The sequence below is a fragment of the Blastococcus sp. SYSU D00922 genome (genome assembly GCF_054050495.1).
In genome coordinates, this window is record NZ_JBJGZL010000015.1 from 74,997 (window position 1) to 98,642 (window position 23,646).

The window sequence follows — 23,646 nt, forward strand, 5'->3', positions numbered from 1 at the left end:
GGGCTTCAGCTCCACAGCTCCACCCGCACCGTAGGGCGCGCGCGGTCGCTGCGGCCGGAGAGGAGGGCGCTCGTCGCGTCCGGCGTGGTGAGGAAGCGCTGGAGGGCCCGGGCGGCGCTGGTCGCGGCACCTTCACCCGGGACGCCGGCCCACCACAGGCCGGTCACCGGCGTCCCCTCGACCGGCAGCCGGACGACGTCGCCGCGGCGGACGACGTCGCGGACGGCGTGCGCCAGCGCGAGCATCACCGCGCCGCCGGCCCGCACCGCGGCCAGCGCCTCGGCCTCGCTGCCCAGCCGCTCGACGTCCGGGGCGACGGGAAGCCGTCCGGCCCAGCGGGCCTCCTCGCTGCCGGCCTCGATGCCGCCCGGCCCGGCGAGCCACCGGCATCCCGCGAGGTCGGCCGGTCGCAGGACGCCGAGCCGCGCCAGGGGGTGCCCGGGAGCCGCGACGACCACGCGTTGGTAGCGGAGGAAGGGCACGGCGTCGACCGCCTGGCCCGGTGCCGGCAGCGGGCGCACGCCGAGCACGATGTCGGCGACGTCGTCGGCCAGCGAGTCGGCCGCGCACCCGGTCGTGCCGACGCGCAGGTCGACGGCGACCCGCGGCACCCCGTCGGGTGAACGCCGCCAGCACCGCCCCGGCCACGTGCTCGCCGCAGCCCGCCGTGGCGAGGACCCGGAGCCCTCCGGCGGTCGTCGCGTGCGCCACCTCCCGCCGGGTGCGGTCGGCGAGGCGCACCAGCTCCCGGGCGCGGACGGCCAGCGCGCGGCCGCCCGGCGTGAGCGTGATGCCGCCGGCGCTGCGCCGGAACAGCGGGTCCCCGAGGTCGGTGCGCAGGGCCGCGACGGCCGCCGAGACCGCCGGCTCGCTGATGCCGAGCGCCTCGGCAGCCGCCCGCAGCGATCCCAGTTCGGCGACGAGCGCGAACGCGCGGAGCTGGGTGAACGTCATGGTCGCCACCCTCATAAGGGAACGGTTATCGGCATGTTGACAGTGACGTGGGTCACGGACAAGCTCGCGCCGACCGGGGCCCAGAGGCGGGCTCCCCGGTGAGGGGAGACCCCCGTGCAGGTACCGGCTCCGTTCGAGTACGTGCGGGCGACGAGCGTGGAGAACGCGCTCGAACTGCTCGACCGCCACGGCCCCGAGGCGCGCGTCATCGCCGGCGGCCACAGCCTCCTGCCGATGATGAAGCTCCGGCTCGCGCGGCCCGAGTGGGTCATCGACATCAACGACGTCGCCGAGCTCGACCACGTCACCGAGGACGCCGGCGTCCTCCGGATCGGGGCCCTGACCCGGCACGCGACGCTGCTCTCCTCCGAGCTGGTCGGCCGGCTGTTCCCGATCGTGCACGACGCCGAGCGCGTGATCGCGGACCCGGTGGTGCGCAACCGCGGCACGATCGGCGGCTCGCTGGGCCAGGCCGACCCGGCCGAGGACCTCACCACCGTCTGCGACGTGCTGCACGCGCAGATCGTGATCGCCGACCGGACCGGCGAGCGGGTCGTCGGCATCCACGACTTCCACCGCGGTCCCTACGAGACCGCGTGCGAGCAGCACGAGCTGATCACCGAGATCCGCTTCCCGATCCGGCCCGGCCAGGCCAGCGCCTACGAGAAGGTCGAGCGCCGCGTCGGTGACTGGGCGGTCGCCGCGGCCGGGGCCTCGATGGTGCTCGCCGACGACGGCACGATCGCCGAGGCCGCGATCGGGCTGACCGCCGTCGGCCTCGAGGGGCTGGCCGTGGAGGCGGCGGAGGTGCTGGTCGGCCAGCGGCCCGGCGAGGAGGTCTTCGCCGACGCCGGCCGGCTGGCCGCCGAGGCCAGTTCCCCGGTCGAGGACCAGCGCGGCCCCGTCGACTACAAGCGGCACCTCGCCGACGAACTGACCCGCCGGGTGCTGCGCACGGCCGCCGCCCGCGCCGGTGCCCTCGCCGCCGTCTGAAGGAGACCGACCATGCAGGTCACGATGACCGTCAACGGGACCGAGGTCACCCGCGACGTCGAACCCCGGCTCCTCCTCGTGCACTTCCTCCGGCAGACCCTCGGGCTGACCGGCACGCACTGGGGGTGCGACACCAGCAACTGCGGCACCTGCGTGGTGCTGGTCGACGGCGAGCCGGTGAAGTCGTGCACCCAGCTCGCCGCCATGACCGACGGGCACGAGGTGCGGACCGTCGAGGGCCTCGCCGACGGGACCACCCTCGACCCGGTCCAGCAGGGCTTCATGGAGGAGCACGGCCTGCAGTGCGGGTTCTGCACCCCCGGGATGATGCTGACCGCCCGCGCGCTGCTCGACCGCAACCCGCACCCGGACGAGACCGAGATCCGCGAGGCGATCTCCGGCCAGATCTGCCGGTGCACCGGCTACGCCACGATCGTCCGCTCCGTGCAGTGGGCGGCGGCCCACCCGGCGGCGCAGACCACGGACCAGGAGGTTCGGGCATGACCACGGTCCAGGAGCGCTCGGCGATGCCGCAGGAGCGCGAGCCGAACCCGGCGATGAGCGCCGCCGACCGCCCGATCGGCTTCGGCCGGGTGCAGCGCAAAGAGGACCCGCGGTTCATCCGCGGCAAGGGCCGCTACCTCGACGACGTCGTCCTGCCCGGGATGCTGCACGGCGCGATCCTGCGCTCGCCGCTGGCCCACGCGCGGCTGGTCTCCATCGACACCACCGAGGCGCTGGCCCACCCGAAGGTGCGCGCGGTCATCACCGGCAAGGACCTCGAGGGCCTCAACCTCGCCTGGGCACCCACCCTGTCCGCCGACGTCCAGGCCGTGCTGGCCACCGACAAGGTGCGGTTCCAGGGGCAGGAGGTCGCGTTCGTCGTCGCCGACGACCACTACTCCGCCCGCGACGCGCTGGAGCTGATCGACGTCGAGTACGAGGACCTGCCGCCGGTCGTCGACGCCCGGCGCGCCCTCGACCCCGACGCCCCGGTCATCCGCGACGACAAGCAGGGGCAGACCGACAACCACATCTTCGACTGGGAGGCCGGCGACGCCGCCGCCACCGACGCCGTGTTCGCCCGCGCCGACGTCGTCGTCAGCCAGGAGGTGGTCTACCCGCGCGTGCACCCGGCGCCCATGGAGACCTGCGGCGCGATCGCCGACTACGACCCGATCGACGGCAAGCTGACGCTGTACGAGACGACCCAGGCCCCGCACGCGCACCGCACGCTCTACGCGATGGTGGCCGGCATCCCCGAGCACAAGATCCGGATCATCGCCGGGGACATCGGCGGGGGGTTCGGCAACAAGGTCGGCATCTACCCCGGCTACGTCTGCGCCGTCGTCGGCTCGATCGTCACCGGCAAGCCGGTCAAGTGGGTCGAGGACCGCTCCGAGAACCTGATGAGCACCTCGTTCGCGCGCGACTACATCATGAAGGGCGAGGTCGCGGCCACGCGCGAGGGCAAGATCCTCGCCGTCCGGACCCACGTGCTCGCCGACCACGGCGCCTTCAACGCGACCGCGCAGCCGACCAAGTACCCGGCGGGCTTCTTCTCCATCTTCACCGGCAGCTACGACCTCGAGGCCGCGCACTGCTCGGTCACCGGCGTCTACACGAACAAGGCGCCCGGCGGGGTGGCCTACGCGTGCTCGTTCCGCGTCACCGAGGCGGTCTACCTGGTCGAGCGGATGGTCGACGTCCTGGCCGCGGAGCTGCAGATGGACCCCGCCGAGCTGCGGCTGAAGAACTTCATCAGGCCGGAGCAGTTCCCCTACGCCAACAAGACCGGCTGGGAGTACGACTCCGGCGACTACGAACCCGCCATGCGGATGGCCATGGAGCAGATCGGCTACGCCGACCTGCGGCGGGAGCAGGCGGAGAAGCGGGCTCGCGGCGAGCTCATGGGCATCGGCGTCTCGTTCTTCACCGAGACCGTGGGCGCCGGGCCCCGCAAGCACATGGACATCGTCGGCCTGGGCATGGCCGACGGCGCCGAGGTCCGGGTGCACCCGACCGGCAAGGCCGTCGTCCGGCTGTCGGTGCAGACCCAGGGGCAGGGGCACGAGACGACGTTCGCGCAGATCGTGGCCGAGGAGCTCGGCATCCCGCCCGAGGACATCGAGGTGGTGCACGGCGACACCGACCAGACGCCGTTCGGGCTGGGCACCTACGGGAGCCGGTCGACACCGGTGAGCGGGGGAGCCGTGGCGCTGGCCGCCCGCAAGGTGCAGGACAAGGCCAAGCTCATCGCCGCCGCGATGCTCGAGACCCGGCCGGAGGACCTCGAGTGGGAGAAGGGCCGCTTCTTCGTGGCGGGCGACCCGTCGGCCGGCAAGACGATCCAGGAGATCGCGCTCGGCGCCCACGGCACCGTCGCGCTGCCCGAGGGGGTCGACGGCAACCTCGACGCCGAGGTCACCTACGACCCGCCCAACCTCACGTTCCCGTTCGGCGCCTACATCTGCGTCGTCGACGTCGACGCCGGGACCGGCAAGGTCCACGTGCGCCGGTTCGTCGCCGTCGACGACTGCGGCACCCGGATCAACCCGATGATCGTCGAGGGGCAGATCCACGGCGGCCTCGCCGACGGCGTCGGCATGGCGCTCATGGAGTTCATCGGCTTCGACGAGCAGGGCAACTGCCTCGGCGGGTCGTTCATGGACTACCTGATCCCGACCTCGATGGAGGTCCCCGACTGGGAGACCGGCTACACGGTCACGCCGTCGCCGCACCACCCGATCGGCGCGAAGGGCATCGGCGAGTCGGCCACGGTCGGGTCGCCGCCGGCGGTGGTCAACGCCGTCGTCGACGCGCTCGCGCCGTTCGGCATCCGGCACGTGGACATGCCGTGCACCCCGGCCCGGGTCTGGGCGGCCATGCAGGGCCGGCCCACCCCGCCCATCTAGGAGCGCCGCATGACCGTCACCGACACCGCGGCCGAGCTGACCCGGACGCGCGAGCCGTTCGTGCAGGCCACCGTCGTCCGCGCGCAGAAGCCGACCAGCGCGCACGCCGGCGACACCGCGCTCGTCCGTGCCGACGGCCGGATCGACGGCTTCGTCGGCGGCACCTGCGCCGAGGCGTCGGTGCGCGAGTACGGGCTGATGACGCTGTCGACCAACGAGCCGCTGCTGCTGCGGATCGTGCCGGGGGAGGTGCGGCCGTCGGGCCGAGAGGGGGCAACGGAGGAGGGGGCGGTCACCGTCGCCAACCCGTGCCTCTCCGGCGGAGCGGTGGAGATCTTCCTCGAGCCACGCGTGCCGGCACCGCGGATGCTGGTCGTCGGCGACAGCCCGGTGGCCGAGGCGCTGGCGGAGCTGGGGCGGCCGCTCGGCTTCGACGTCGAGCTCGTGGCCGGCGAGCAGGCGGCGCCGACGGCCGGCGACGCCGCCCTCGTGGTCGCCTCGCACGGCCGCGGCGAGGAGCCGGCGCTCACCGAGGCGCTGCGGCTCGGTGTGCCCTACGTCGGGCTGATCGCCAGCCGGATCCGGGGCGCGGGGGTGCTGGCGTCCCTCGACGTCACCGACGAGCAGCGCAGCCGCGTGCACAGCCCGGCCGGGCTGGACATCGGCGGGCGGACGGCGGCGGAGATCGCGCTGTCGGTGCTCGCGGAGGTCGTCGCCGAACGCCGCGCGCGGGAGAAGGTGGTCCCGCCGGCGGCCCCCGCGACGGCGGTCGACCCGGTGTGCGGCATGACCGTCGCCGCGGTGGACAGCACCCCGCACGTGGAGCTCGACGGCACGACGACCTGGTTCTGCTGCCCGGGCTGCCGGAAGACGTTCCTGGCCGACCCGGCCCGGTATGCCCCCGCCTCCTGACCAGCTTTCTGTGCAGAAAGCTGCGCGGGTGGGGGCGGAGGACGACGTCCGGGCCCGGGTGCCGGACGTCGGGACGCTGGCCGCCGCGCTCGACGCGGTCGACTACCTGACCGACCCCGGCCTGGCGACGGCGCTGTTCCTCGCGGTCCGGCTGCCGCAGCCGCTGCTGCTCGAGGGGGAGCCCGGCGTCGGCAAGACCGAGGCGGCGAAGGCGCTGGCCCGCGTGCTCGGGGCCCCGCTGTTCCGGCTGCAGTGCTTCGAGGGCATCGACGCCGCCGAGGCGCTGTACGAGTGGAACCACCCGCGCCAGCTGCTCGGCATCCGGCTGGCGGAGGCCCGGGGCGCTCCGCTCGCCGAGGACGACCTGTTCGGCGCCGACTACCTGCTGCGCCGTCCACTGCTCCAGGCGATCGAGCACCCCGGCCCCGGTCCGGCGGTGCTGCTGCTGGACGAGATCGACCGCGCCGACGCGGAGTTCGAGGCGTTCACCTTCGAGGTGCTGGCCGAGGCGGCGGTGACCGTGCCGGAGCTGGGCACCATCCGCGCGACCCACCCGCCGGTCGTCGTCCTCACCTCCAACCGCACCCGCGACCTGCACGACGCGCTGACCCGCCGCTGCCTCTACCACTGGATCGACTACCCCTCGCCCGAGCGGGTCGCCGAGATCGTGCGGCGGCGGGTGCCCGGCAGCGCCGAGCCGCTGGCGGTGTCGGCGGCGGCCGCCGTGACCCGGCTGCGGAGCCTGGACATGGCGAAGCCGCCGGGCATCGCGGAGGTCATCGACTGGGTGGCGGCGATGGACCTGCTGGGGATCGAGCGGCTCGACGCGGCGGCGGTCGAGCGGACGTGGGGGACGGTGCTGAAGAACCGCGACGACCAGGAGCTGGCCCGCGCGCGGGGCGCGGCCTGGCTGGCCGGTGCCTGACCTGCCCGGCATCGGTCCGGGGCCGCTCGCCGTCGGGCTGACCACCGCGCTGCACCGGGCCGGGCTGCCGGCGCCGCCGGATCGGGCGGCGGGGCTCGCTCGGGCGCTGCAGCTGATCCCACCGCTCGACCGGTCGGCGCTGTACTGGACCTGCCGGGTGGCACTGGTGACCGACCGCGCGCAGCTACCGGTCTTCGACGCCGTGTTCTCCGCCGTGTTCGACGGCCGCCTCGACCCGGCCGACAGCCGGGGCGACCCGACCGCGCCCCCGCCGATCGGCAGCGAGCCCCGCACCCGCCCCGCTCCCCGGGACGACCGGCCGTCCCAGCCCGGGGAGTCCGGTGCGGCCGCCGGCTCGCCCGGCGGAGACGGCGACGGCGCCGAGCGCGAGGTGCTCCTGGCGGCCGCCTCACCCGAGGAGCGACTGCGGCAGACCTCCTTCGCCGAGCTCGACGCCACCGAGCTGGCCGACGTGCGGGAGCTGGTCCGGCGCCTGGTGCTGAGCCCACCTGTCCGGCGGAGCCGCCGGATCCGGGCGACCCGGCGGTCCGGGGACCGGCTGGAGCTCCGCCGCACGGTGCGGGCCGCCCAGCGGTCGGGCGGCGACCCGGCGCGGCTGGTGCACGCAGTCCGCCGGACGACGCCGCGGCGGCTGGTCCTGCTCTGCGACGTCTCGGGCTCGATGGAGCCGTACACCCGGGTCTACCTGACGCTGCTGCAGGGCGCGGTCGCCGCAGCGCGGGCCGAGGCGTTCGTGTTCTCGACCCGTCTGACCCGGCTCACCCGTCAGCTCGCCGGCCGCGACCCCGACCTCGCGCTGGCCCGGGCCGGCGCGACGTCGTCGGGCTGGGCCGGGGGCACCCGGCTGGCCGAGGGCATCGGCCGGTTCGTGGCCGACCACGGCCGCCGGGGGCTCGCGCGCGGCGCCGTCGTCGTCGTGCTGTCGGACGGCTGGGCGACCGACGACCCGGAGGACGTGGCCGACGCGATGCGGCGGCTGCGCCGGCTGGCCCACCGGGTCGTGTGGGTCAACCCCCGCAAGGCCGCTCCCGGTTACGCGCCGCTCGTCGGGGGTATGAGCGCGGCGCTGCCGTTCTGCGACGCCTTCGTCAGCGGGCACAGCATCGCCGCACTCGAACAGGTGGTGTCGGCCGTCGCGGAGGAATCCGCGCCCCCACGGTGAGGACCGGCACCGGCGCCCGTCGGTGAGGTCCCTCTGCATGCGGCCGTCCTCGACGGCCGTCAGGAGTGCTCCATGGATCCCGACATGGCCTGCATCGAGAACCTCGACCTGGAGATCTCGATCGCCTACATCACCCTCGGCGGAGCCCGCGAGGTCTGGAACCGGTCGCCGGTCGACGCGAACCAGCGGCGGGTCCTCGCGGCCGAGGCCGAGGTCAACCGGCTGCTGGAACGGCGGCTCGTCGTCCAGTCGTGACCGCCGCGACGGGCGGCTAGCCCATCGTCTTCTGGCCGTCGATCGTCTCGCGGAGGATGTCGGCGTGACCGGCGTGCTGAGCGGTCTCGGCCACGATGTGCAGGAACACCCGCCGCGCGGAGCGCACCGCCCCCGGCCGGAACCACGGCGCCTCGGGGAGCGGCTGGGCCGCGTCGAGGTCGGGCAGCGTGCGCACCAGCTCGTCCGTCCGGCGGGCGACCTCCTCGTACTCGGCGAGGACGCCGGCCAGGGTCTCGTCCGGTCCCAGGCGGAACTCCTCGGCCCACCTCTCCAGCTGCTCGGGGTCGTCCGTGCCGCCCACGGCGGCCGGGCCCTCCAGGATGAACCGCACCCAGTTCGCCTCCTGGTGGGCGACGTGCTTCACCAGCCCGCCCAGGGTCAGCTCGCTCGCCGTCGGCCGCAGCCGGGCCTGCTCGTCGGTCAGCCCCTGCACGGTGTGCCGCAGGAAGTACCGGTGGGTCGCCAGGGTCTCGAGCAGGTCGGCCCGCTCCGCGGTGAGGCTGCTCGCGGCGGTCAGGTGGGTGGTCATCTCGGGTCGCCTTCCGTCGTCCTCGATCGGTCACCACCCACGCTAGGGACGATCGGTGCCAGATCCTGACCGCGATGCCTGAGAATCTGCAGGCATGGCCGATTCCACCGCTCGCGCGCTCCGCCTGCTGTCGATGCTGCAGAACCGCCGGTACTGGGGTGGCGCCGAGCTGGCCGACCGGCTGGGCGTCTCGGTGCGCACGCTGCGCCGCGACGTCGACCGGCTGCGCGAGCTCGGCTACCCGGTGCAGGCCCGGCCCGGGGTCGACGGCGGCTACGAGCTGTCGCCGGGCGCGGTGCTACCGCCGCTGGTGCTCGACGACGACGAGGCGGTCGCGCTCACCGTCGGGCTGCAGGCCGCCGCGCAGTCGCCGGTCGCCGGCACCGCGGAGGCCTCGGTGCGGGCGCTGGCCAAGATCGTCCAGGTGCTGCCGACCCGGCTGCGCCGGCGCGCGGACGCCCTGCGGGCGGTCACCGTCCCGGCGGTGTGGACGCCGAGCCGCGCGGAGATCGACCCCGAGTGCCTCACCGCCGTCGCGCAGGCCTGCCGCGACACCGAGCGGCTGCGGTTCGGCTACACGACGGCGTCGGGGGAGACGTCCGAGCGCTTCGTCGAGCCGTTCCGCCTCGTCGCGCTGGGGCGGCGCTGGTACCTGGTCGCGTTCGACCTGGACCGCGGCGACTGGCGCAGCTTCCGCCTCGACCGGCTGAGCGACCCCCGGGGGACCGGCGCGCGGTTCGCGCCGCGCACCCTCCCGGGTGGCGACGCCGCCGAGTTCGTCCGGGCGGGGATCACCTCGCGCCAGCCGCTCCGGGAGGTGGAGGTGGAGGTGCAGGCCCCGGCGGAGGACGTGCGCGCCCGCATCGGGCAGTGGTCCACCGTCGAGCCGACGGGCCCGGGCAGCTGCCGCGTGCACATGGAGGTCGACGACCTGAGCTGGCCGGCGCTGGCGCTGGGCACGGTCGGCGCGGAGTTCGCCGTCCTCTCCCCGCCGGAGTTGCGCGACCTGCTGGGGGAGTGGAGCGGCCGCTTCGCTGCGGCTGCGGGGACGCCGGGCCCTGCCTAGCGTGGCCGCATGCCACGCGTCGCGATCGTCACCGGGTCGGAGTCGGGCATCGGACGGGCGACCGCCGTCGCACTCGCCCGGCAGGGCTGCGACGTCGGCGTCACCTGGTTCCGCGACGAGGCGGCGGGGGAGGCGACCGCCGAGGAGGTCCGCGCCCTCGGTCGCCGGGCGGAGGTGCGGCACCTCGACCTGACCCGGCTGCCGGGGGCCGCGGACGTCGTCGACGAGCTGGCCGACGTGCTCGGCGGGGTCGACGTCCTGGTCAACGACGCCGGCACCGGGCACTCGACGCCGCTCCTGGAGCTCGACCTCGCCACCTGGCGGGAGGTGATGGCCACCGACCTCGACGGGGCGTTCCTCTGCCTGCAGCGGGCCGCCCGCCGGATGGTGGCCGCCGGCCGGGGCGGGCGGATCGTGAACATCACCAGCGTCCACGAGCACCAGCCGCGCGTGGGTGCGGCGGCGTACTGCAGCGCCAAGGGCGGGCTCGGGCTGCTCACCCGGGTGGCGGCGCTGGAGCTCGCCGAGCACGGGATCACCGTCAACGCGGTCGCGCCGGGCGAGATCGCCACCGCCATGACCGGCCAGGAGGACGAGGACCCGGCCGCGCCCGGCCACGAGCGGCCCGGCGTCCCGCTCGGCCGCCCCGGGGACGCGCACGAGGTCGCGGCGGTGGTCGCCTTCCTCGCCTCGCCGGAGGCCGGGTACGTCACCGGCGCCTCCTGGGCCGTGGACGGCGGCATGCTGCAGATGGGCCCGATGGCCGGCTCGCACCTGCGGTCGGACGACTGGCGGCGCCCCTGACTCAGGCGGTGCGGCCGCTGCGCTTCTGCAGGTAGAGGTCGGTGTCGGCGCGGGCGAGCACCGTGGTGAGCGTGTCGCCCGGCTGGGCCGCCGCGATCCCGACCGACCAGGCGAACGCGTGCGTGGCGTCCAGCTGCTGCAGGATCTCCCGGGCGCCGGAGGCGTCGGTGGCGGGCAGGCACAGCACGAACTCGTCGCCGCCGTAGCGGCCGAGGAGGTCGGCCTGGCGCAGGCGCGCGGACCAGCCGGCCGTCAGGTCCCGCAGCAGGGCGTCGCCGGCGCCGTGCCCCTCGCGGTCGTTGACCTCCTTGAAGTCGTCGAGGTCGAGGAGCGCGAAGCTCAGCGGCTCACCCGTGCGCGCGGCCCGGGCGAGGTGGCGGGCGGCCTCCGCCTCCCACGCCCGGCGGTTGGCCACGCCGGTGAGCGGGTCGGTGGTCGCGGCCCGGCGCAGGCTGCGGGCCAGCCGACCCTGCGCCTCGGTGAAGGCCACCACCGACACCATCAGGGTGATCCAGGCGACGGCGAAGCGGTCGGGCCGGGCGGCGACCGCGCCGGCGGTCGTCACCGCGACGAGCAGGACGGCGTGCGCGCGGGCGGCCGGCAGCTCGAAGAAGTGCGCCGCGTACAGCCCGACGGCGATCACCGCGGGCCCGAGCCCGACGATGCCCACCGCCGTCGCCGACCGCCACGCGAGCAGGCCGATCAGGACGCTGACGAGGGCGACGGCGGCGTGGAACTCCCAGGAGCGCAGCCGGGCGCGGAAGGCCCAGATGAGCGCTCCGCCGAGGAGCCCGACGACCGCCAGGACGGCGGTCAGCTCGACCGGGGCGTCCGGGTGGATCGGCCAGAGGACCGACGCCAGGCACAGCCCCCCGCTGACGGCGTACAGCGCCGCCAGGAGGAGGGCCGGCGTCCGCCGGTCGGCAGTCATGGCGTTCATCCTGCCTGGGCAACGACCGTTCCCGGCATTGGTTGCCCCCCATGGGGTGGCGCGCCGCGTCAGCCCCCGGTGAGCTCCGTGGGCAGGGTGATCACGTCGACCATCGCGCCCCGGCGGTACACCGTCATGGGCAGCGGATGCCCGATCGCCTCGCCGAACAGCAGCCGCTGCAGGCTCTGCGCGTCGGCCACCGGACGGCGTCCCGCCTCCAGCACGAGATCTCCCGGCTTGAGGCCCGCCCGGTCGGCCGGGGCGCCCGCCACCACGTCGACGATGCGCAGCCCGCGGCGTCGTCCGGTGCGCTCGGCGAGCGGGGCCGGCAGGGGCGCCGGGGTGCTGACCAGCCCCAGGTAGGCACGCCGCACCCGCCCGTCGGCGACGAGCGCGCCGACGATCCGGCGGCTGGTGTCGTTCACCGGGATCGCCAGGCCGAGGCCCCACCCCGCGACGGCGGTGTTGATGCCCACCACCCGCGACGACGAGTCGGCGAGGGCGCCTCCGCTGTTGCCGGGGTTGAGGGCGGCGTCGGTCTGGATGACGTCCTCGACGACCCGCGCCGTCCGCCCGTCGCGCGTCGGCAGCGAGCGGCCCAGCCCGCTGACCACGCCGGCGGTCACCGATCCGCTCAGGCCCAGCGGGTTGCCCACCGCGACCACCAGCTGGCCGACCCGCAGGTCGCGGGCGTCGCCCAGCTCGGCCGGGGGCGGGGTCGCGTCCCGGGCCCGGACGACGGCGAGGTCGGACAGCGGGTCGGCACCGACGACGTCGACGTCGGACTCCGTCCCGTCGCTGAACACCGCCAGACCACGGGTCGCCCGGCCGACCACGTGCGCGTTGGTGAGCAGGAGGCCGTCGTCGCTGACCACGACGGCCGACCCGGCGCCCGAGCGCCCGTCCGGCCCGGTGACCTGGAGCGCGGCGACGTGCGCCGTGAGGTCGGTCGCGACCGCGGTGACGATCCGTGAGTAGGCGTCCAGGGCCTCGTCGGTCCCGGACTCCGGTGCCAGGCTCATGGCGTCCTCCCTCGATTACCGGCTTACACCAGTGAACGCCTGTCCGAGGCGCCGTGGCGGCCGTCACGCCGTGGGCGAACACGACCCCGATACTGGGCCGATGACGCCCGGAGGCCGGCCGTGATCGCATCGGACGCCGCGCGCCGGCGGGCCGCCGAGGAGGCCTGGCGTCGCCTGCGGCCGGTGCTGGCCGGTGAGGCCGCCGCGGCCCTGGGCGACGACGAGGCCGACGCCTTCCTGACCCGGGTCGAGGTCGCGCTCCTCGACGTGCACGAGCCGCTGGCCGTCCTCTACGGCGAGGCCGCCGACGGGCTCTTCGCCCGGGCCCTCCGCCTCGCCCTCGCCGCCGCGGCCGGACGGCCGGCCGACCTGCGCCGCCTCGACCGCCGCCGCGAGATCGACCCCGGCTGGTTCCAGCGGGCCCGGATGCAGGGCTACGTCTGCTACGTCGACAGGTTCTGCGGCACGCTCGACGCCCTGCCCGACCGCCTCGACTACCTGGCCGAGCTCGGGACCACCTATCTGCACCTCATGCCGCTGCTGCAGCCCCGCCCGGGGGAGAACGACGGCGGCTACGCGGTCGCCGACTACCGCGCCGTCGACCCGCGGCTGGGCACCATGGCCGATCTCGAGGACGTCGCCCGCGCGCTGCACGAGCGGGAGATGAGCCTGTGCATCGACCTGGTGCTCAACCACACGGCTCGCGAGCACGCGTGGGCGCAGGGCTGGCTGGCCGGCGACCCCGCCTACGCCGGCTTCTACACCGCCTTCCCCGACCGCCGGATGCCCGACGCCTACGACGCGACCATCCCGGAGGTCTTCCCCGACCGTGCTCCCGGCTCGTTCAGCTGGGTCCCCGAGGCCTGCGGCGGGGCCGGCGGCTGGGTGTGGACGACGTTCTGGCCCTACCAGTGGGACCTCGACTACACCAACCCCGAGGTGACGCTCGCGATGCTCGGGGAGATCACCTGGCTGGCCAACCGAGGGGTCGACGTCTTCCGCATGGACGCCGTCCCGTTCATGTGGAAGCGGCTGGGCACCACCTGCCAGAACCAGCCGGAGGGCCACACGCTCCTGCAGCTGCTGCACGCGGTCACCCGGCTGGCAGCCCCGGGCGTCGTGTTCAAGGCGGAGGCCATCGTCTCCCCGGAGGACCTCGTGCCCTACCTCGGCGGGCACGACCGGTACCGCCCCGAGTGCGAGCTGGCGTACCACAACCAGCTCATGGTCCTGCTCTGGAGCAGCCTCGCGACCGGCGACGCCCGGCTGGCCCGGTCGGCCCTCGGGCGGATGCGGCCCATCCCGCCGAGCACCTCGTGGGTGACCTACGTGCGCGGCCACGACGACATCGGCTGGGCGGTCAGCGACGTGGACGCCGCCGCCGTGGGCGCCGGCGGGTTCGCCCACCGGCGGTTCCTCAACGACTTCTACAGCGGCCGCTTCCCGGGGTCGTTCGCCCGGGGCGCGCTCTTCCAGGAGAACGAGGCGACCGGCGACGCGCGCATCTCCGGCTCGGCGGCCGCGCTGTGCGGGATCGAGGACGCCCTCGAGCGGGACGACCGGGCAGCCCTCGACGCCGGTGTCCGCCGGCTGGTGCTCCTCTACTCGGTGGCCTACGCCTTCGGCGGCATCCCGCTGCTCTACATGGGTGACGAGCTGGCGCTGCGCAACGACCGCGGCTACCTGGCCGACGTCGAGCGGGCACCGGACAACCGGTGGATGCACCGGCCACCGATGGACTGGGCGGCGGCGGACCGGCGGGCGGACCCGGCGACGCTGGAGGCCCGGGTCTTCGCCTGGTTCCGGCGGCTCGGTGCGGCTCGCCGTTCCCTGGTGGCGCTGCGCGGGGGAGTGGAGTCCGAGGTCCTCGACGTGGGGGACGACGCGGTGCTGGCCTGGCGGCGCCGGCATCCGCGCGGCGGGACGTTCGTCGCCGTCGCCAACTTCGGCGCGGCGGCCGCGCGGGTCGACGCGGACACGGTCACTGGCTTCGGCTCCTTCCGGGAGGTGCTCAGCAGCGACGGGCCGCTGGGCGTGGAGGACGGTCGGTTGCTGCTCCCCGCGCACGGCTTCGCGTGGTTCGCCGAACCCTGAGGAGGGTGCGGGGCGGGTCACGAGGCCCTACCGTCGGCAGCGTGGCTGGGTCCCAGCCGCCCCCTCGGCCGGGCAGGCCGGCGACGACGGCGTCGCCTCGCGGCACGGGAGCGGGTGTGGAGCAGGCCGTCACTGCCGGGCCGCCGGTCGCCGCGACCCCGGCGGCCCCGCCCCCGGCCGGCAGCACGTTCGGCGTCGAGGAGGAGTTCCACCTCGTCGACCCGGCGACCTACCGGCTGACGCGCAGCCCCGCGCTGGCCGACGCCGTGCTGCGGGGCGAGTCCGGCCCGCACCTGCACGCCGAGATCACCACCACGCAGCTGGAGTCGGCGACCGGCGTCTGCACCGGGCTGTCCCAGCTGCGCGCGGAGCTGGTCACCACCCGCGCCGAGGCGGCCGGGGCGGCCGCGCGGGCCGGGGTGCGCATCCTCCCCGCGTCGACGCACCCGTTCGACAGCTGGCAGCAGCAGGACATCACGCCGGCGCCGCGCTACCAGGCGATGGTGGACCGCTGGGCGGGGCTGGCCGAGCAGCAGGACATCGTCGGCTGCCACGTGCACGTGGGCGTGCCGGACCTGGACACGGCGGTGGCGGTGATGGACCGGGCCCGCCCGTACCTGTCGGTGCTGCTGGCCATGACCGGCAGCTCGCCGTTCCACGACGGCGTCGACACCGGGCACCACAGCTACCGGACGCTGTGGTGGTCCCGCTGGCCCAACACCGGTCCGCCCGAGTACTTCGGCAGCGCCGAGCGGTTCCGCGAGGTGGTCGCCGGCCTGGTGACCTCCGGGGTGATCGCCGACGCCTCGCACCTGTACTGGGACCTCCGGCCCTCCAGCCACCTGCCCACGCTGGAGTTCCGGCTGGCCGACGTCTGCACCGAGGTCGACGACGTGGTGCTGCACGCGGCGCTCACCCGGTCGCTGGTGCGGGTGCTCGCCGAGCGGGCCGCGCGCGGCGAGCCCTGCCCCCGCCTGCGGCCGGAGCTGCTGCGGGCGGCGCGCTGGCGGGCCGCCCGGCACGGGCTGGACGGCGGGCTGTTCGACCCGCTCCGGGGCGACCTGGTGCCCGCGCGCGTGGCCGTGCGCCGGCTGCTGGCCGAGCTGCAGGACGACCTGCGCGACCACGACGAGTGGGATGTCGTCGTCGACATGGTGGAACGGCTCTTCGAACGGGGTACCTCGGCCTCGCGGCAGCGGAGGACCTGGCTGCAGACCGGTGACTGGCGCGAGGTCGCCGCCCGGATCGTCCGGGAGGGCACGGCGCTGGAGAACCGCTGAGGTGCTCCGGGGGTTCGATGACCGACCACGGTGACGTGCGTGCCCTCGCCCGACCGCTGCGCGGCGACGCCGACCTCGACCCGCTCCTGGAGCGGGTCGGGGACGCGCGCATCGTCGCCGTGGGCGAGGCGAGCCACGGCACGCACGAGTACTACGCCTGGCGGGCGGCGCTCACCCGCCGGCTGATCGAGGAGCGCGGCTTCCGGTTCGTCGCCGTCGAGGGTGACTGGCCCGACTGCTACCGCGTGAACCGCAGCGTGCGGCTGCGGCCGGGGGCCGACGAGGACCCGCGCGACGCCCTGGACGCGTTCGCCCGCTGGCCGACCTGGATGTGGGCCAACGAGGAGGTCGTCGACTTCTGCCGCTGGTTGCGGGAGTTCAACGCGGCCCGCCCGGACGACGAGCGCGTGGGCTTCTACGGCATCGACGTCTACAGCCTCTGGGACTCGATGCACGGGCTGGTGGGCTGGCTGCGCGAGCACGAGCCCGACCACGTCGAGACGGCGCGCCGGGCGCTGGCCTGCTTCGAGCCGTTCGGCGAGGACGGCGCCGAGTACGCCTTCGCCAGCCGCTTCGCCCCGACGTCCTGCGAGCAGGCGGCCGTCGATCTGCTCCGGTCGCTGTGCGAGCAGCGGGGGAAGGATGAGGCGGCGACCGATCCCGAGGCGCGGTTCTCCGCCGAGCAGAACGCCGCCGTGGTCGTCGACGCCGAGCGCTACTACCGCGCGATGGTGCAGGGCTCGGCGAAGTCGTGGAACGTCCGCGACGTGCACATGGCCGACACCCTCGACCGCCTGCTGGCGCACGCCGGTCGCAAGGCGGTCGTCTGGGAGCACAACACGCACATCGGCGACGCCCGGGCCACCGACATGGCCGACGCCGGCATGACCAACGTCGGGCAGCTGCTGCGCGAGCGGCACGGCGCCGACGACGTCGTCCTGGTCGGCCTCGGCGGGCACCGCGGCGGCGTGATCGCGGGGGAGAGCTGGGGCGCCCGAATGCAGCGCATGCCCGTGCCGCCCGCCCGGCCCGGCAGCGTCGAGGCGCTGCTGCACGACGCGCTGGGCGAGGACTCGCTCGTCGTCGTCCCCGGGACCGACCGGGCGGGGTGGCTGCGCAGACGGCTGGACCACCGGGCCATCGGCGTCGTCTACCGGCCCGAGCGCGAGCGCTGGGGCAACTACGTGCCGACAGTCCTCGGGGAGCGGTACGACGCCTTCCTCCACCTGGAGGAGACCACTCCGCTGCGCCCGCTCCACCTGGAGCGGGCCGACGAGCACGTGCCGCTCGCCGCCGAGGCGGTCTAGGCGGACTCGCGCCCGGTGAGGTCCTCGTCGTCGGGGACGGTCTTGGGTCCGCCGGTCTTCGAGGCCTCGAAGTCCGGTCCCAGGTTCTCCAGCGCCAGCCGGCCGAAGACCTGCTGCTGGGTGGCCACCCGCTGCGACCGGCCGCGGCCCATGAAGCTGACCAGCCAGTGCAGGACCGTCGTGATCCGGCTCTTGAAGCCCACGATGTAGAAGAGGTGGATCACCAGCCAGATCATCCAGGCGATGAAGCCCTCGAACTTGAACTTCCCGATGTCGGCCACGGCGTGGAACCGCGAGATCGTGGCCATCGAGCCCTTGTCGAAGTAGTGGAACGGGCCCTTGGGCTCCTTGCCGGCCAGCCGCCGCTTGATCTGGTCGGCGGCGTAGCGGCCACCCTGGATGGCGACCTGCGCTACACCGGGCAGCTTGTCCAGCGACATCATGTCGCCGACGACGTGGACCTCGGGGTGGCCGGGCAGCGTCAGGTCGGGCTGGACGGAGATGCGGCCGGCGCGGTCCACCTCGGCGCCGGACTGCTCGCCGAGCAGCCGGCCCAGGGGGCTGGCCTGCACGCCCGCCGCCCAGATCTTGGTGGCCGCGTTGATCCGGCGCACCTGGCCGTCGGCGTCCTTGATGTCGAGTCCGTCGGCGTCGACGTCGGTGACCATGGCGCCCAGCTGCACCTCGACGCCGATCTCGTTGAGCTGGCGCCGGGCGCGCCCGCCGAGCTTCTCGCCGAACGACGGCAGCACGTAGGGCGCCGCGTCGAGCAGCACGATGCGGGCCGTCCGCGGGTCGATGTTCCGGAAGTCCTTCTTGAGGGTGCGGTGCGCGAGCTCGGCGATCTGGCCGGCCATCTCCACACCGGTCGGGCCGGCGCCGACGACCACGAAGGTCATCAGCCGGTCGACCTCCTCCTGCGTCTCGGCCAGCTCGGCCAGCTCGAAGGCGCCGAAGATGCGGCCGCGCAGCTCGAGGGCGTCGTCGATGCTCTTCATGCCGGGGGCGAACTCGGCGAAGCGGTCGTTGCCGAAGTAGGACTGCCCGGCACCGGCGGCGACGATCAGCTCGTCGTAGGGGTGCACCGTGGTGCGGCCGAGCACCGTCGAGGTGACGGTGCGGGCGGCGAGGTCGATGTCGGTGACCTCGCCGAGGACCACGCGGGCGTTGTCCTGGCGGCGCAGGATCTCGCGGGTCGCCGGGGCGATCTCGCCCTCGGAGAGGATGCCGGTCGCCACCTGGTAGAGCAGCGGCTGGAACAGGTGGTGGCTGGTCTTGCCGATCACCGTGACGTCGACATCGGCCTTGCGCAGCCGCTGGGCGGCGAAGAGCCCGCCGAACCCGGAGCCGACGATGACGACGCGCGGCCGACCACCCGGGGTCGCGCTGCCGGCGGGAACTCGCGCTGGTGATGTCGTCATGACGAATATTCTCCCACTCCGGCCGGTGGAGGGCCTCGGCGGCCCTGGGCGGTTCCGTGCGATCCACGACACACCCTGCCCGCTGCGTCGTCGGCTCGCGCCTCGTGCGAGGGGCCGGTAGACCGGTCGAGATGGCCCAGACCCCCGTTCGGTTCGTCCTCGTACCCGGTCTCGGCCTGGACGAACGCTCCTGGCGGCGGGTTCGGGAACGCGTCGACGCCACCGTCGTGCACCTGCCCGGGATGGGCCTCGCGGAGCCGGTGCCGGGGCTGGAGGCGCTGGCCGACCGGCTGCTGGCGAGGATCGGTGGTGGCCCGGTGGTCCTCGTCGGGCACTCGCAGAGCTGCCAGGTGGTGGCGGTCGCGGCGCGTGACCCGCGGGTGCGCGCCGTCGTCCTGCTGGGCCCGACCACCGATCCGCGACTCCGATCGGTCCACGGGCTGGTCGGGCACTGGCTGCGCACGGCCACCGCCGAGCCCTGGTGGCAGGTGCCCCTCGTGCTCGCGCAGTGGTGGCGCACCGGGCCGCGCGCGATGGCCGCGCTGTGGCGCGTCTCCGCGCCCGACGACACCGATCAGCGGCTGCGCGCGGTCGGTGTCCCGGTCACCGTCGTCCGGGGCGCGCGCGACGACCTCTGCGGGCACGGCTGGGCGGCGCACCTGGCCGCCGCCGCCCCGCGGGGCCGCCTCGTGGAGGTGCCGGGCGCCGCGCACATGACGCCCCACACGCACCCGGACGTCGTGGTGGCGCTCCTGCCGCCGCGCTGAGCGCCGGCTACTGGCCGTCGGTGCGGGTGCGCACCTCGGCGTACCGCTCCCGCACCGCGGTCGCGGGCTCGGCCTCGAACTGCTGGAGCCCGGGCTGCGCCCACTCGGGCGGCGCAGCCTCCCCGGACATCACCCACGCCGCCTGCCGGGCCGCGCCGTCGGCCACGTACTCGCCGGGCGGGGGGACCAGCACCGGTCGCCCGAAGATGCCGGGGGCCAGCTGCTGGACGGCGGGGGAGCGGGCGGCGCCGCCGATCAGCAGCACCCGCTCGACCGCGACGCCCTGCGCCACGACGGCCTCGATGCCGTCGGCGAGCCCGCACAGCAGGCCTTCGACGGCGGCGCGCGCCAGGTGCGCCGGGTTCGCGGTCCGCAGCGTCAGGCCGTGGACGGCGCCGGTGGCGTGCGGGAGGTTCGGCGTCCGCTCGCCCTCCAGGTAGGGGACCAGGACCAGGCCGTCCGCGCCCGAGGGGGCCGAGAGGGCGAGGTCGGACAGAGCGGCGTGGTCGACGCCGAGCATCGCCGCGGCCGCGTCGAGCACGCGCGCGGCGTTGAGCGTGGCGACCAGCGGGAGGTGGTTGCCCGTGGCGTCCGCGAAGCCGGCGACGGTCCCGGTGACGTCGGCGACGGCGGTGGTCGTCACCGCGGACACCACGCCGGAGGTGCCGATCGAGACGATGACGTCACCCGGGCGGGCGGCCAGGCCCAGCGCCGCGGCGGCGTTGTCCCCGGTGCCCGGGCCGAGCGCCGCCGACGTCCCGGCCAGCTCGCCCACCTGCTCGGACGGGCCCGCGACGCGCGGGACGGCCGGACGGCGGCCGCGCATGGCCAGCTCGAGCAGGTCGAAGCGGTACTCACCGGTGCGCGCCGACCAGTACGCGGTGCCGCTGGCGTCGCCCCGGTCGGTGGCCAGGTCGGCGAGCCCGCGCTGGCTCGCCAGGCGCCAGGTCAGCCAGTCGTGGGGGAGGCAGACGGCGGCGGTGCGGTCGGCGTTGCCGGGCTCGGCGTCGGCCAGCCAGCGCAGCTTCGTCGCGGTGAACGAGGCGACCGGCACCAGGCCGACCGCGTCGGCCCAGGCCTGCCGCCCGGCCGCGTCGTCGCCGTCCCCGAGTTCCCGGATCAGGTCGGCCGCGGCGCCGGCGGACCGGACGTCGTTCCACAGCAGCGCGTCGCGGACGACCTCGCCGTCCTCGTCCAGGCAGACCATGCCGTGCTGCTGCCCGCCGACCGACAGCGCCGCCACGTCGGCCAGGCCGCCCGCGGCCTCGGCCGCGGCGCGAAACGCCTGCTCCCACGCACGGGGGTCGACGGCGGTGCCGTCCGGGTGCGGAGCGCGCCCGGAGCGCACCAGCTCGCCGGTCGCGGCGTCGCGGACGACGACCTTGCAGGCCTGGGTGGAGGTGTCGACGCCGGCCACGAGGGTGCGGCCCGCGGTCATCGGGAGCCGCCGGAGGGGGAGGTCACGGGCGGGACTGTAACCACGGTCGGGTGATTCCGGCCGGGGAGGGCGACCCGGCGGTCGTCTGGGTACAGGGGTCCCGGTTGGATAACGACGGCGTGCGACCTTGACCACATCGCGGCCGCATGCCTAATTTGTTGACGCAACCGACAAATGGTCGCAACGAGGCGATCGAGGGGGTGGGACGGCCGTGTTCGAGGAACGCCGGCTCTACGACGGCGCCACCCGCCGCCAGGCCCCGGCCGACCAGGCGACCGTCCGGCGCAGCAACCTCGGCCTCGTCCTGCGGCACCTCCGCGATGCCGGCCCCCGGTCCCGCGCCCGCATCGCCCAGGAGACCGGGCTGAACAAGGCCACCGTCTCCAGCCTCGTCGCCGAGCTGGCCGACCGGCGGCTGATCACCACCGGCGACGTCGACCGCGCCGGCTCCGTCGGGCGCCCTGGGCTGATCGTCCACCTGGACGGCCGCGGGGTCTGCGGCATCGGCGTGGAGCTCAACGTCGACTACATCGCGATCCTCGTCCTCGACCTGCGCGGCGAGGTGCTCTTCGAGGACCGGGTCGCCGTCGACGTCCACGACCTGGGCGCCGAGGGCACCCTGGACGAGGTCGCGCGGCTGGTGAAGGAGGGGACGAGCGCCTCCGCCGTGCACGGCGCGGTCCCGGTGGGCATCACCGTCGCCGTGCCCGGACTCGTGCGCAGCGTCGACGGCGTGGCGACCTACGCGCCCAACATCGGCTGGCGCGACGTGGCCGTCCTCGACGGGCTGCGCGACCGGGTCGGCCTCGACTGCGCGATCCGGGTCGAGAACGACGCCAACCTCTCCGCGATCGCCGAGTGGGCGATGGGCCCGGAGGCCCGGACGCCGGACCTCGTCTACCTGACCGGTGAGGTCGGTGTCGGTGGCGGCCTGATCGTCGACGGTCGACTGCTGCGCGGGGCGGGCGGGCTCTCCGGCGAGGTCGGGCACACCGCGCTCGGTGACCCGGAGCTGGTGTGCGGGTGCGGACGCCGCGGCTGCTGGGAGACCGTCGTCGGCCTGACCGCGCTGCTCCGGGCGGCCGCCGACCCCGACGACCCGGTGCACGACCACACCCGCGACCTCGAGACCCGGCTGGCCGAGATCGCCGCGCGCGCCGACGCCGGCGACCGCCGGACGCTGGCGGCCCTGGAGCAGGTCGGCACGCAGCTGGGCCACGGCGCCGCCGTCCTCATCAACGTCTTCAACCCGCAGGTCGTGCTGCTCGGCGGCTACTTCGCCGTCCTCGGCCGGTTCTTCCTGGAGCCGATGGCCGCCGTCCTGCGCGCGCGGGTGTTCGGCCCCGACCTGGCGGGCGCCCGCATCGTCCTCTCCACCCTCGGCTTCACCGCCGCGGTCCGCGGCGGAGCCCACGTCGCCCTCGAGGCCGTCTTCGACGACCCCACCCTGGTCGCCGGGGCCGGCGACGTGTCGCCGGCGCCCGCCGCCCGCTCCTGACCTCCCGCACCACCCATCGATCGATCCGGACGGAGAACACCCGCATGACCGACTACACCCCCACCAAGGACGACAAGTTCAGCTTCGGCCTCTGGACGGTGGGCTGGCAGGGCGTCGACGTCTTCGGCGGCGCCGTCCGACCGGCGCTGGACCCGGTCGAGACCGTGCACAAGCTCGCCGAGCTCGGTGCCGCGGCCGTGACCTTCCACGACGACGACCTGGTGCCCGACGACGCCACCCGCGAGGAGACGCTGAAGCGGTTCCGGCAGGCGCTCGACGAGACCGGCCTGGGCGTCGAGATGGCCACCACCAACCTGTTCGGCGCCCCCGTGTTCAAGGACGGCGGCCTGACCGCCAACGACCGCCAGGTCCGCCGCTACGCGATCGCCAAGGTGCTCCGCAACATCGACCTGGCCGCCGAGCTGGGCGCGAAGACCTACGTCCTCTGGGGCGGGCGCGAGGGAGCGGAGTCCGGCGGCAGCAAGGACGTCGCCGCGGCCCTCGACCGCTACAAGGAGGGCCTGGACCTCTTCTGCGCCTACGTGCGCGACAAGGGCTACGACATCCGCTTCGCGCTGGAGCCCAAGCCGAACGAGCCCCGCGGCGACATCCTGCTGCCGAGCATCGGGCACGCCATCGCCTTCATCAACGAGCTCGAGGAGCCCGACCGCGTCGGCCTCAACCCCGAGGTCGGCCACGAGGAGATGGCGGGGCTGAACTTCGCCCAGGGCATCTCGCAGGCGCTGTGGCACGACAAGCTGTTCCACATCGACCTCAACGGCCAGCACGGGCCGCGCTTCGACCAGGACCTCCGCTTCGGCGCGGGCAACCTGCGGGGTGCGTTCTGGACCGTCGACGCCATGCTCGGCGCCGGCACCGGCAAGGCCTACGACGGCTACGTCCACTTCGACTACAAGCCGCCGCGCACCGAGGACGTCGAGGGCGTCTGGGAGACCGCGCGTGCCTGCATGCGCAACTACCTGATCCTGCGCGACAAGGTGCGGGCGTTCCGGGCCGACCCGGAGGTCGCCGAGGCGCTCGAGGCCGCCCGCGTGGCCGAGCTCGCCGTCCCGACGCTGGGCGAGGGCGAGTCGCTGGACGACCTGCGCGCCGAGTCCTTCGACCCGCAGGCACTGGGGGAGCGCGGCCTGCAGTTCGAGCGGCTCGACCAGCTCGCGATGGAGCACCTGCTCGGCGTCCGCTGAGCCGCACCGGGGGGGGGGGGGGGGGGGGGGGGGGGGGGGGGGGGGGGGGGGGGGGGGGGGGGGGGGGGGGGGGGGGGGGGGGGGCCGGGGGGGCCGGCGAGGTCGAGGACCACAAAGCACCAAAGC

General features: G+C 75.0%; 21 protein-coding genes and 1 pseudogene. 15 read left to right on the top strand and 7 right to left on the bottom strand.

Features of this window, described 5'->3' with window-relative positions:
- Nucleotides 1-5: 5 nt before the first annotated feature.
- Both ACI78T_RS18205 and ACI78T_RS18210 read right to left on the bottom strand, forming a co-directional pair.
- Nucleotides 6-611: a substrate-binding domain-containing protein gene (locus tag ACI78T_RS18205; RefSeq protein ID WP_456559534.1), complete on the bottom strand. Its 606-nt coding sequence runs from the start codon at nt 609-611 to the stop codon at nt 6-8.
- Between the two features lie 169 nt (nt 612-780).
- Nucleotides 781-969: pseudogene (locus ACI78T_RS18210) on the bottom strand (helix-turn-helix domain-containing protein); the annotation flags it as partial.
- A gap of 99 nt (nt 970-1,068) precedes the next feature.
- Between ACI78T_RS18210 and ACI78T_RS18215 the strand changes: the two are divergent.
- The 7 genes from ACI78T_RS18215 (at nt 1,069) to ACI78T_RS18245 (ending at nt 8,137) form a co-directional block, all read left to right on the top strand.
- Nucleotides 1,069-1,947: an FAD binding domain-containing protein gene (locus ACI78T_RS18215; RefSeq protein ID WP_456559535.1), complete on the top strand. Its 879-nt coding sequence runs from the start codon at nt 1,069-1,071 to the stop codon at nt 1,945-1,947.
- Nucleotides 1,948-1,959: 12 nt separating this feature from the next.
- A complete protein-coding gene (locus tag ACI78T_RS18220) occupies nt 1,960-2,451 on the top strand; it encodes a (2Fe-2S)-binding protein (RefSeq protein WP_456559536.1) in 492 nt (163 codons plus the stop codon).
- The gene (locus tag ACI78T_RS18225; RefSeq protein ID WP_456559537.1) at nt 2,448-4,862 is read left to right on the top strand and encodes an aerobic carbon-monoxide dehydrogenase large subunit; all 2,415 of its coding nucleotides are present in this window, start codon (nt 2,448-2,450) and stop codon (nt 4,860-4,862) included. Before ACI78T_RS18220 ends, ACI78T_RS18225 begins: the two co-directional genes overlap by 4 nt.
- A gap of 9 nt (nt 4,863-4,871) precedes the next feature.
- A complete protein-coding gene (locus ACI78T_RS18230) occupies nt 4,872-5,774 on the top strand; it encodes an XdhC family protein (RefSeq protein ID WP_456559538.1) in 903 nt (300 codons plus the stop codon).
- A 28-nt stretch (nt 5,775-5,802) separates the two neighbouring features.
- Nucleotides 5,803-6,699, top strand: coding sequence for an AAA family ATPase (locus ACI78T_RS18235; RefSeq protein WP_456559539.1), 897 nt, complete (start codon nt 5,803-5,805; stop codon nt 6,697-6,699).
- Nucleotides 6,692-7,882 (top strand): vWA domain-containing protein, encoded by a 1,191-nt coding sequence (locus ACI78T_RS18240; RefSeq protein ID WP_456559540.1) that lies wholly within the window; start codon nt 6,692-6,694, stop codon nt 7,880-7,882. The genes ACI78T_RS18235 and ACI78T_RS18240 overlap by 8 nt, the downstream gene beginning before the upstream one ends.
- Before the next feature lie 72 nt (nt 7,883-7,954).
- The gene (locus ACI78T_RS18245) at nt 7,955-8,137 is read left to right on the top strand and encodes a hypothetical protein (protein WP_456559541.1); all 183 of its coding nucleotides are present in this window, start codon (nt 7,955-7,957) and stop codon (nt 8,135-8,137) included.
- Between the two features lie 16 nt (nt 8,138-8,153).
- Here the strand turns inward: ACI78T_RS18245 and ACI78T_RS18250 are convergent, their stop codons facing one another.
- Complete coding sequence (locus ACI78T_RS18250; protein WP_456559542.1) at nt 8,154-8,687, bottom strand: DinB family protein; 534 nt, start codon at nt 8,685-8,687, stop codon at nt 8,154-8,156.
- A gap of 94 nt (nt 8,688-8,781) precedes the next feature.
- Here ACI78T_RS18250 and ACI78T_RS18255 point away from each other — a divergent pair, with 94 nt between their 5' ends.
- Together ACI78T_RS18255 and ACI78T_RS18260 are read left to right on the top strand one after the other, a co-directional pair.
- Entirely contained in the window at nt 8,782-9,753 is a 972-nt protein-coding gene (locus tag ACI78T_RS18255) for a helix-turn-helix transcriptional regulator (protein ID WP_456559543.1), read from the top strand.
- A gap of 9 nt (nt 9,754-9,762) precedes the next feature.
- Nucleotides 9,763-10,557: an SDR family oxidoreductase gene (locus ACI78T_RS18260; RefSeq protein WP_456559544.1), complete on the top strand. Its 795-nt coding sequence runs from the start codon at nt 9,763-9,765 to the stop codon at nt 10,555-10,557.
- A gap of 1 nt (nt 10,558) precedes the next feature.
- On the opposite strand, the gene ACI78T_RS18265 is transcribed toward ACI78T_RS18260, so the two are convergent.
- Both ACI78T_RS18265 and ACI78T_RS18270 read right to left on the bottom strand, forming a co-directional pair.
- The gene (locus ACI78T_RS18265) at nt 10,559-11,488 is read right to left on the bottom strand and encodes a GGDEF domain-containing protein (RefSeq protein WP_456559545.1); all 930 of its coding nucleotides are present in this window, start codon (nt 11,486-11,488) and stop codon (nt 10,559-10,561) included.
- 68 nt (nt 11,489-11,556) lie between these two features.
- Nucleotides 11,557-12,510 carry a S1C family serine protease gene (locus tag ACI78T_RS18270; RefSeq protein WP_456559546.1) on the bottom strand — a complete coding sequence of 318 codons (954 nt, stop codon included), beginning with the start codon at nt 12,508-12,510 and terminating at the stop codon, nt 11,557-11,559.
- A gap of 120 nt (nt 12,511-12,630) precedes the next feature.
- Here ACI78T_RS18270 and ACI78T_RS18275 point away from each other — a divergent pair, with 120 nt between their 5' ends.
- The 3 genes from ACI78T_RS18275 (at nt 12,631) to ACI78T_RS18285 (ending at nt 17,191) form a co-directional block, all read left to right on the top strand.
- Complete coding sequence (locus ACI78T_RS18275) at nt 12,631-14,604, top strand: alpha-amylase family protein (protein WP_456559547.1); 1,974 nt, start codon at nt 12,631-12,633, stop codon at nt 14,602-14,604.
- A gap of 116 nt (nt 14,605-14,720) precedes the next feature.
- On the top strand, nt 14,721-15,884 hold the full coding sequence (locus ACI78T_RS18280; RefSeq protein WP_456559548.1) for a carboxylate-amine ligase: 1,164 nt from the start codon (nt 14,721-14,723) through the stop codon (nt 15,882-15,884).
- 17 nt (nt 15,885-15,901) lie between these two features.
- A complete protein-coding gene (locus ACI78T_RS18285; protein WP_456559549.1) occupies nt 15,902-17,191 on the top strand; it encodes an erythromycin esterase family protein in 1,290 nt (429 codons plus the stop codon).
- Here the strand turns inward: ACI78T_RS18285 and ACI78T_RS18290 are convergent.
- Entirely contained in the window at nt 17,188-18,612 is a 1,425-nt protein-coding gene (locus tag ACI78T_RS18290; protein WP_456559550.1) for an NAD(P)/FAD-dependent oxidoreductase, read from the bottom strand. The genes ACI78T_RS18285 and ACI78T_RS18290 overlap by 4 nt on opposite strands.
- A 131-nt stretch (nt 18,613-18,743) precedes the next feature.
- On the opposite strand from ACI78T_RS18290, the gene ACI78T_RS18295 reads away from it, so the two are divergent.
- On the top strand, nt 18,744-19,379 hold the full coding sequence (locus ACI78T_RS18295) for an alpha/beta fold hydrolase (protein ID WP_456559551.1): 636 nt from the start codon (nt 18,744-18,746) through the stop codon (nt 19,377-19,379).
- A gap of 7 nt (nt 19,380-19,386) precedes the next feature.
- Here ACI78T_RS18295 and ACI78T_RS18300 read toward each other — a convergent pair whose 3' ends face one another.
- Nucleotides 19,387-20,817 (bottom strand): xylulokinase, encoded by a 1,431-nt coding sequence (locus tag ACI78T_RS18300; RefSeq protein WP_456559552.1) that lies wholly within the window; start codon nt 20,815-20,817, stop codon nt 19,387-19,389.
- Between the two features lie 211 nt (nt 20,818-21,028).
- Between ACI78T_RS18300 and ACI78T_RS18305 the strand changes: the two genes are divergently transcribed.
- Both ACI78T_RS18305 and xylA read left to right on the top strand, forming a co-directional pair.
- Nucleotides 21,029-22,315 (top strand): ROK family transcriptional regulator, encoded by a 1,287-nt coding sequence (locus ACI78T_RS18305; RefSeq protein WP_456559553.1) that lies wholly within the window; start codon nt 21,029-21,031, stop codon nt 22,313-22,315.
- Between the two features lie 44 nt (nt 22,316-22,359).
- Nucleotides 22,360-23,520, top strand: coding sequence for a xylose isomerase (xylA, locus tag ACI78T_RS18310; protein WP_456559554.1), 1,161 nt, complete (start codon nt 22,360-22,362; stop codon nt 23,518-23,520).
- The last annotated feature ends 126 nt before the right edge of the window (nt 23,521-23,646 follow it).

Coding starts and splice junctions, on each gene's coding strand:
- ACI78T_RS18220 (WP_456559536.1), top strand. CDS start 1,960: ATGCAGGTCACGATGACCGTCAACGGGACCGAGGTCACCCGCGACGTC.
- ACI78T_RS18225 (WP_456559537.1), top strand. CDS start 2,448: ATGACCACGGTCCAGGAGCGCTCGGCGATGCCGCAGGAGCGCGAGCCG.
- ACI78T_RS18230 (WP_456559538.1), top strand. CDS start 4,872: ATGACCGTCACCGACACCGCGGCCGAGCTGACCCGGACGCGCGAGCCG.
- ACI78T_RS18245 (WP_456559541.1), top strand. CDS start 7,955: ATGGATCCCGACATGGCCTGCATCGAGAACCTCGACCTGGAGATCTCG.
- ACI78T_RS18250 (WP_456559542.1), bottom strand. CDS start 8,687: ATGACCACCCACCTGACCGCCGCGAGCAGCCTCACCGCGGAGCGGGCC.
- ACI78T_RS18255 (WP_456559543.1), top strand. CDS start 8,782: ATGGCCGATTCCACCGCTCGCGCGCTCCGCCTGCTGTCGATGCTGCAG.
- ACI78T_RS18260 (WP_456559544.1), top strand. CDS start 9,763: ATGCCACGCGTCGCGATCGTCACCGGGTCGGAGTCGGGCATCGGACGG.
- ACI78T_RS18265 (WP_456559545.1), bottom strand. CDS start 11,488: ATGACTGCCGACCGGCGGACGCCGGCCCTCCTCCTGGCGGCGCTGTAC.
- ACI78T_RS18270 (WP_456559546.1), bottom strand. CDS start 12,510: ATGAGCCTGGCACCGGAGTCCGGGACCGACGAGGCCCTGGACGCCTAC.
- ACI78T_RS18285 (WP_456559549.1), top strand. CDS start 15,902: ATGACCGACCACGGTGACGTGCGTGCCCTCGCCCGACCGCTGCGCGGC.
- ACI78T_RS18290 (WP_456559550.1), bottom strand. CDS start 18,612: ATGACGACATCACCAGCGCGAGTTCCCGCCGGCAGCGCGACCCCGGGT.
- ACI78T_RS18295 (WP_456559551.1), top strand. CDS start 18,744: ATGGCCCAGACCCCCGTTCGGTTCGTCCTCGTACCCGGTCTCGGCCTG.
- ACI78T_RS18300 (WP_456559552.1), bottom strand. CDS start 20,817: ATGACCGCGGGCCGCACCCTCGTGGCCGGCGTCGACACCTCCACCCAG.
- xylA (WP_456559554.1), top strand. CDS start 22,360: ATGACCGACTACACCCCCACCAAGGACGACAAGTTCAGCTTCGGCCTC.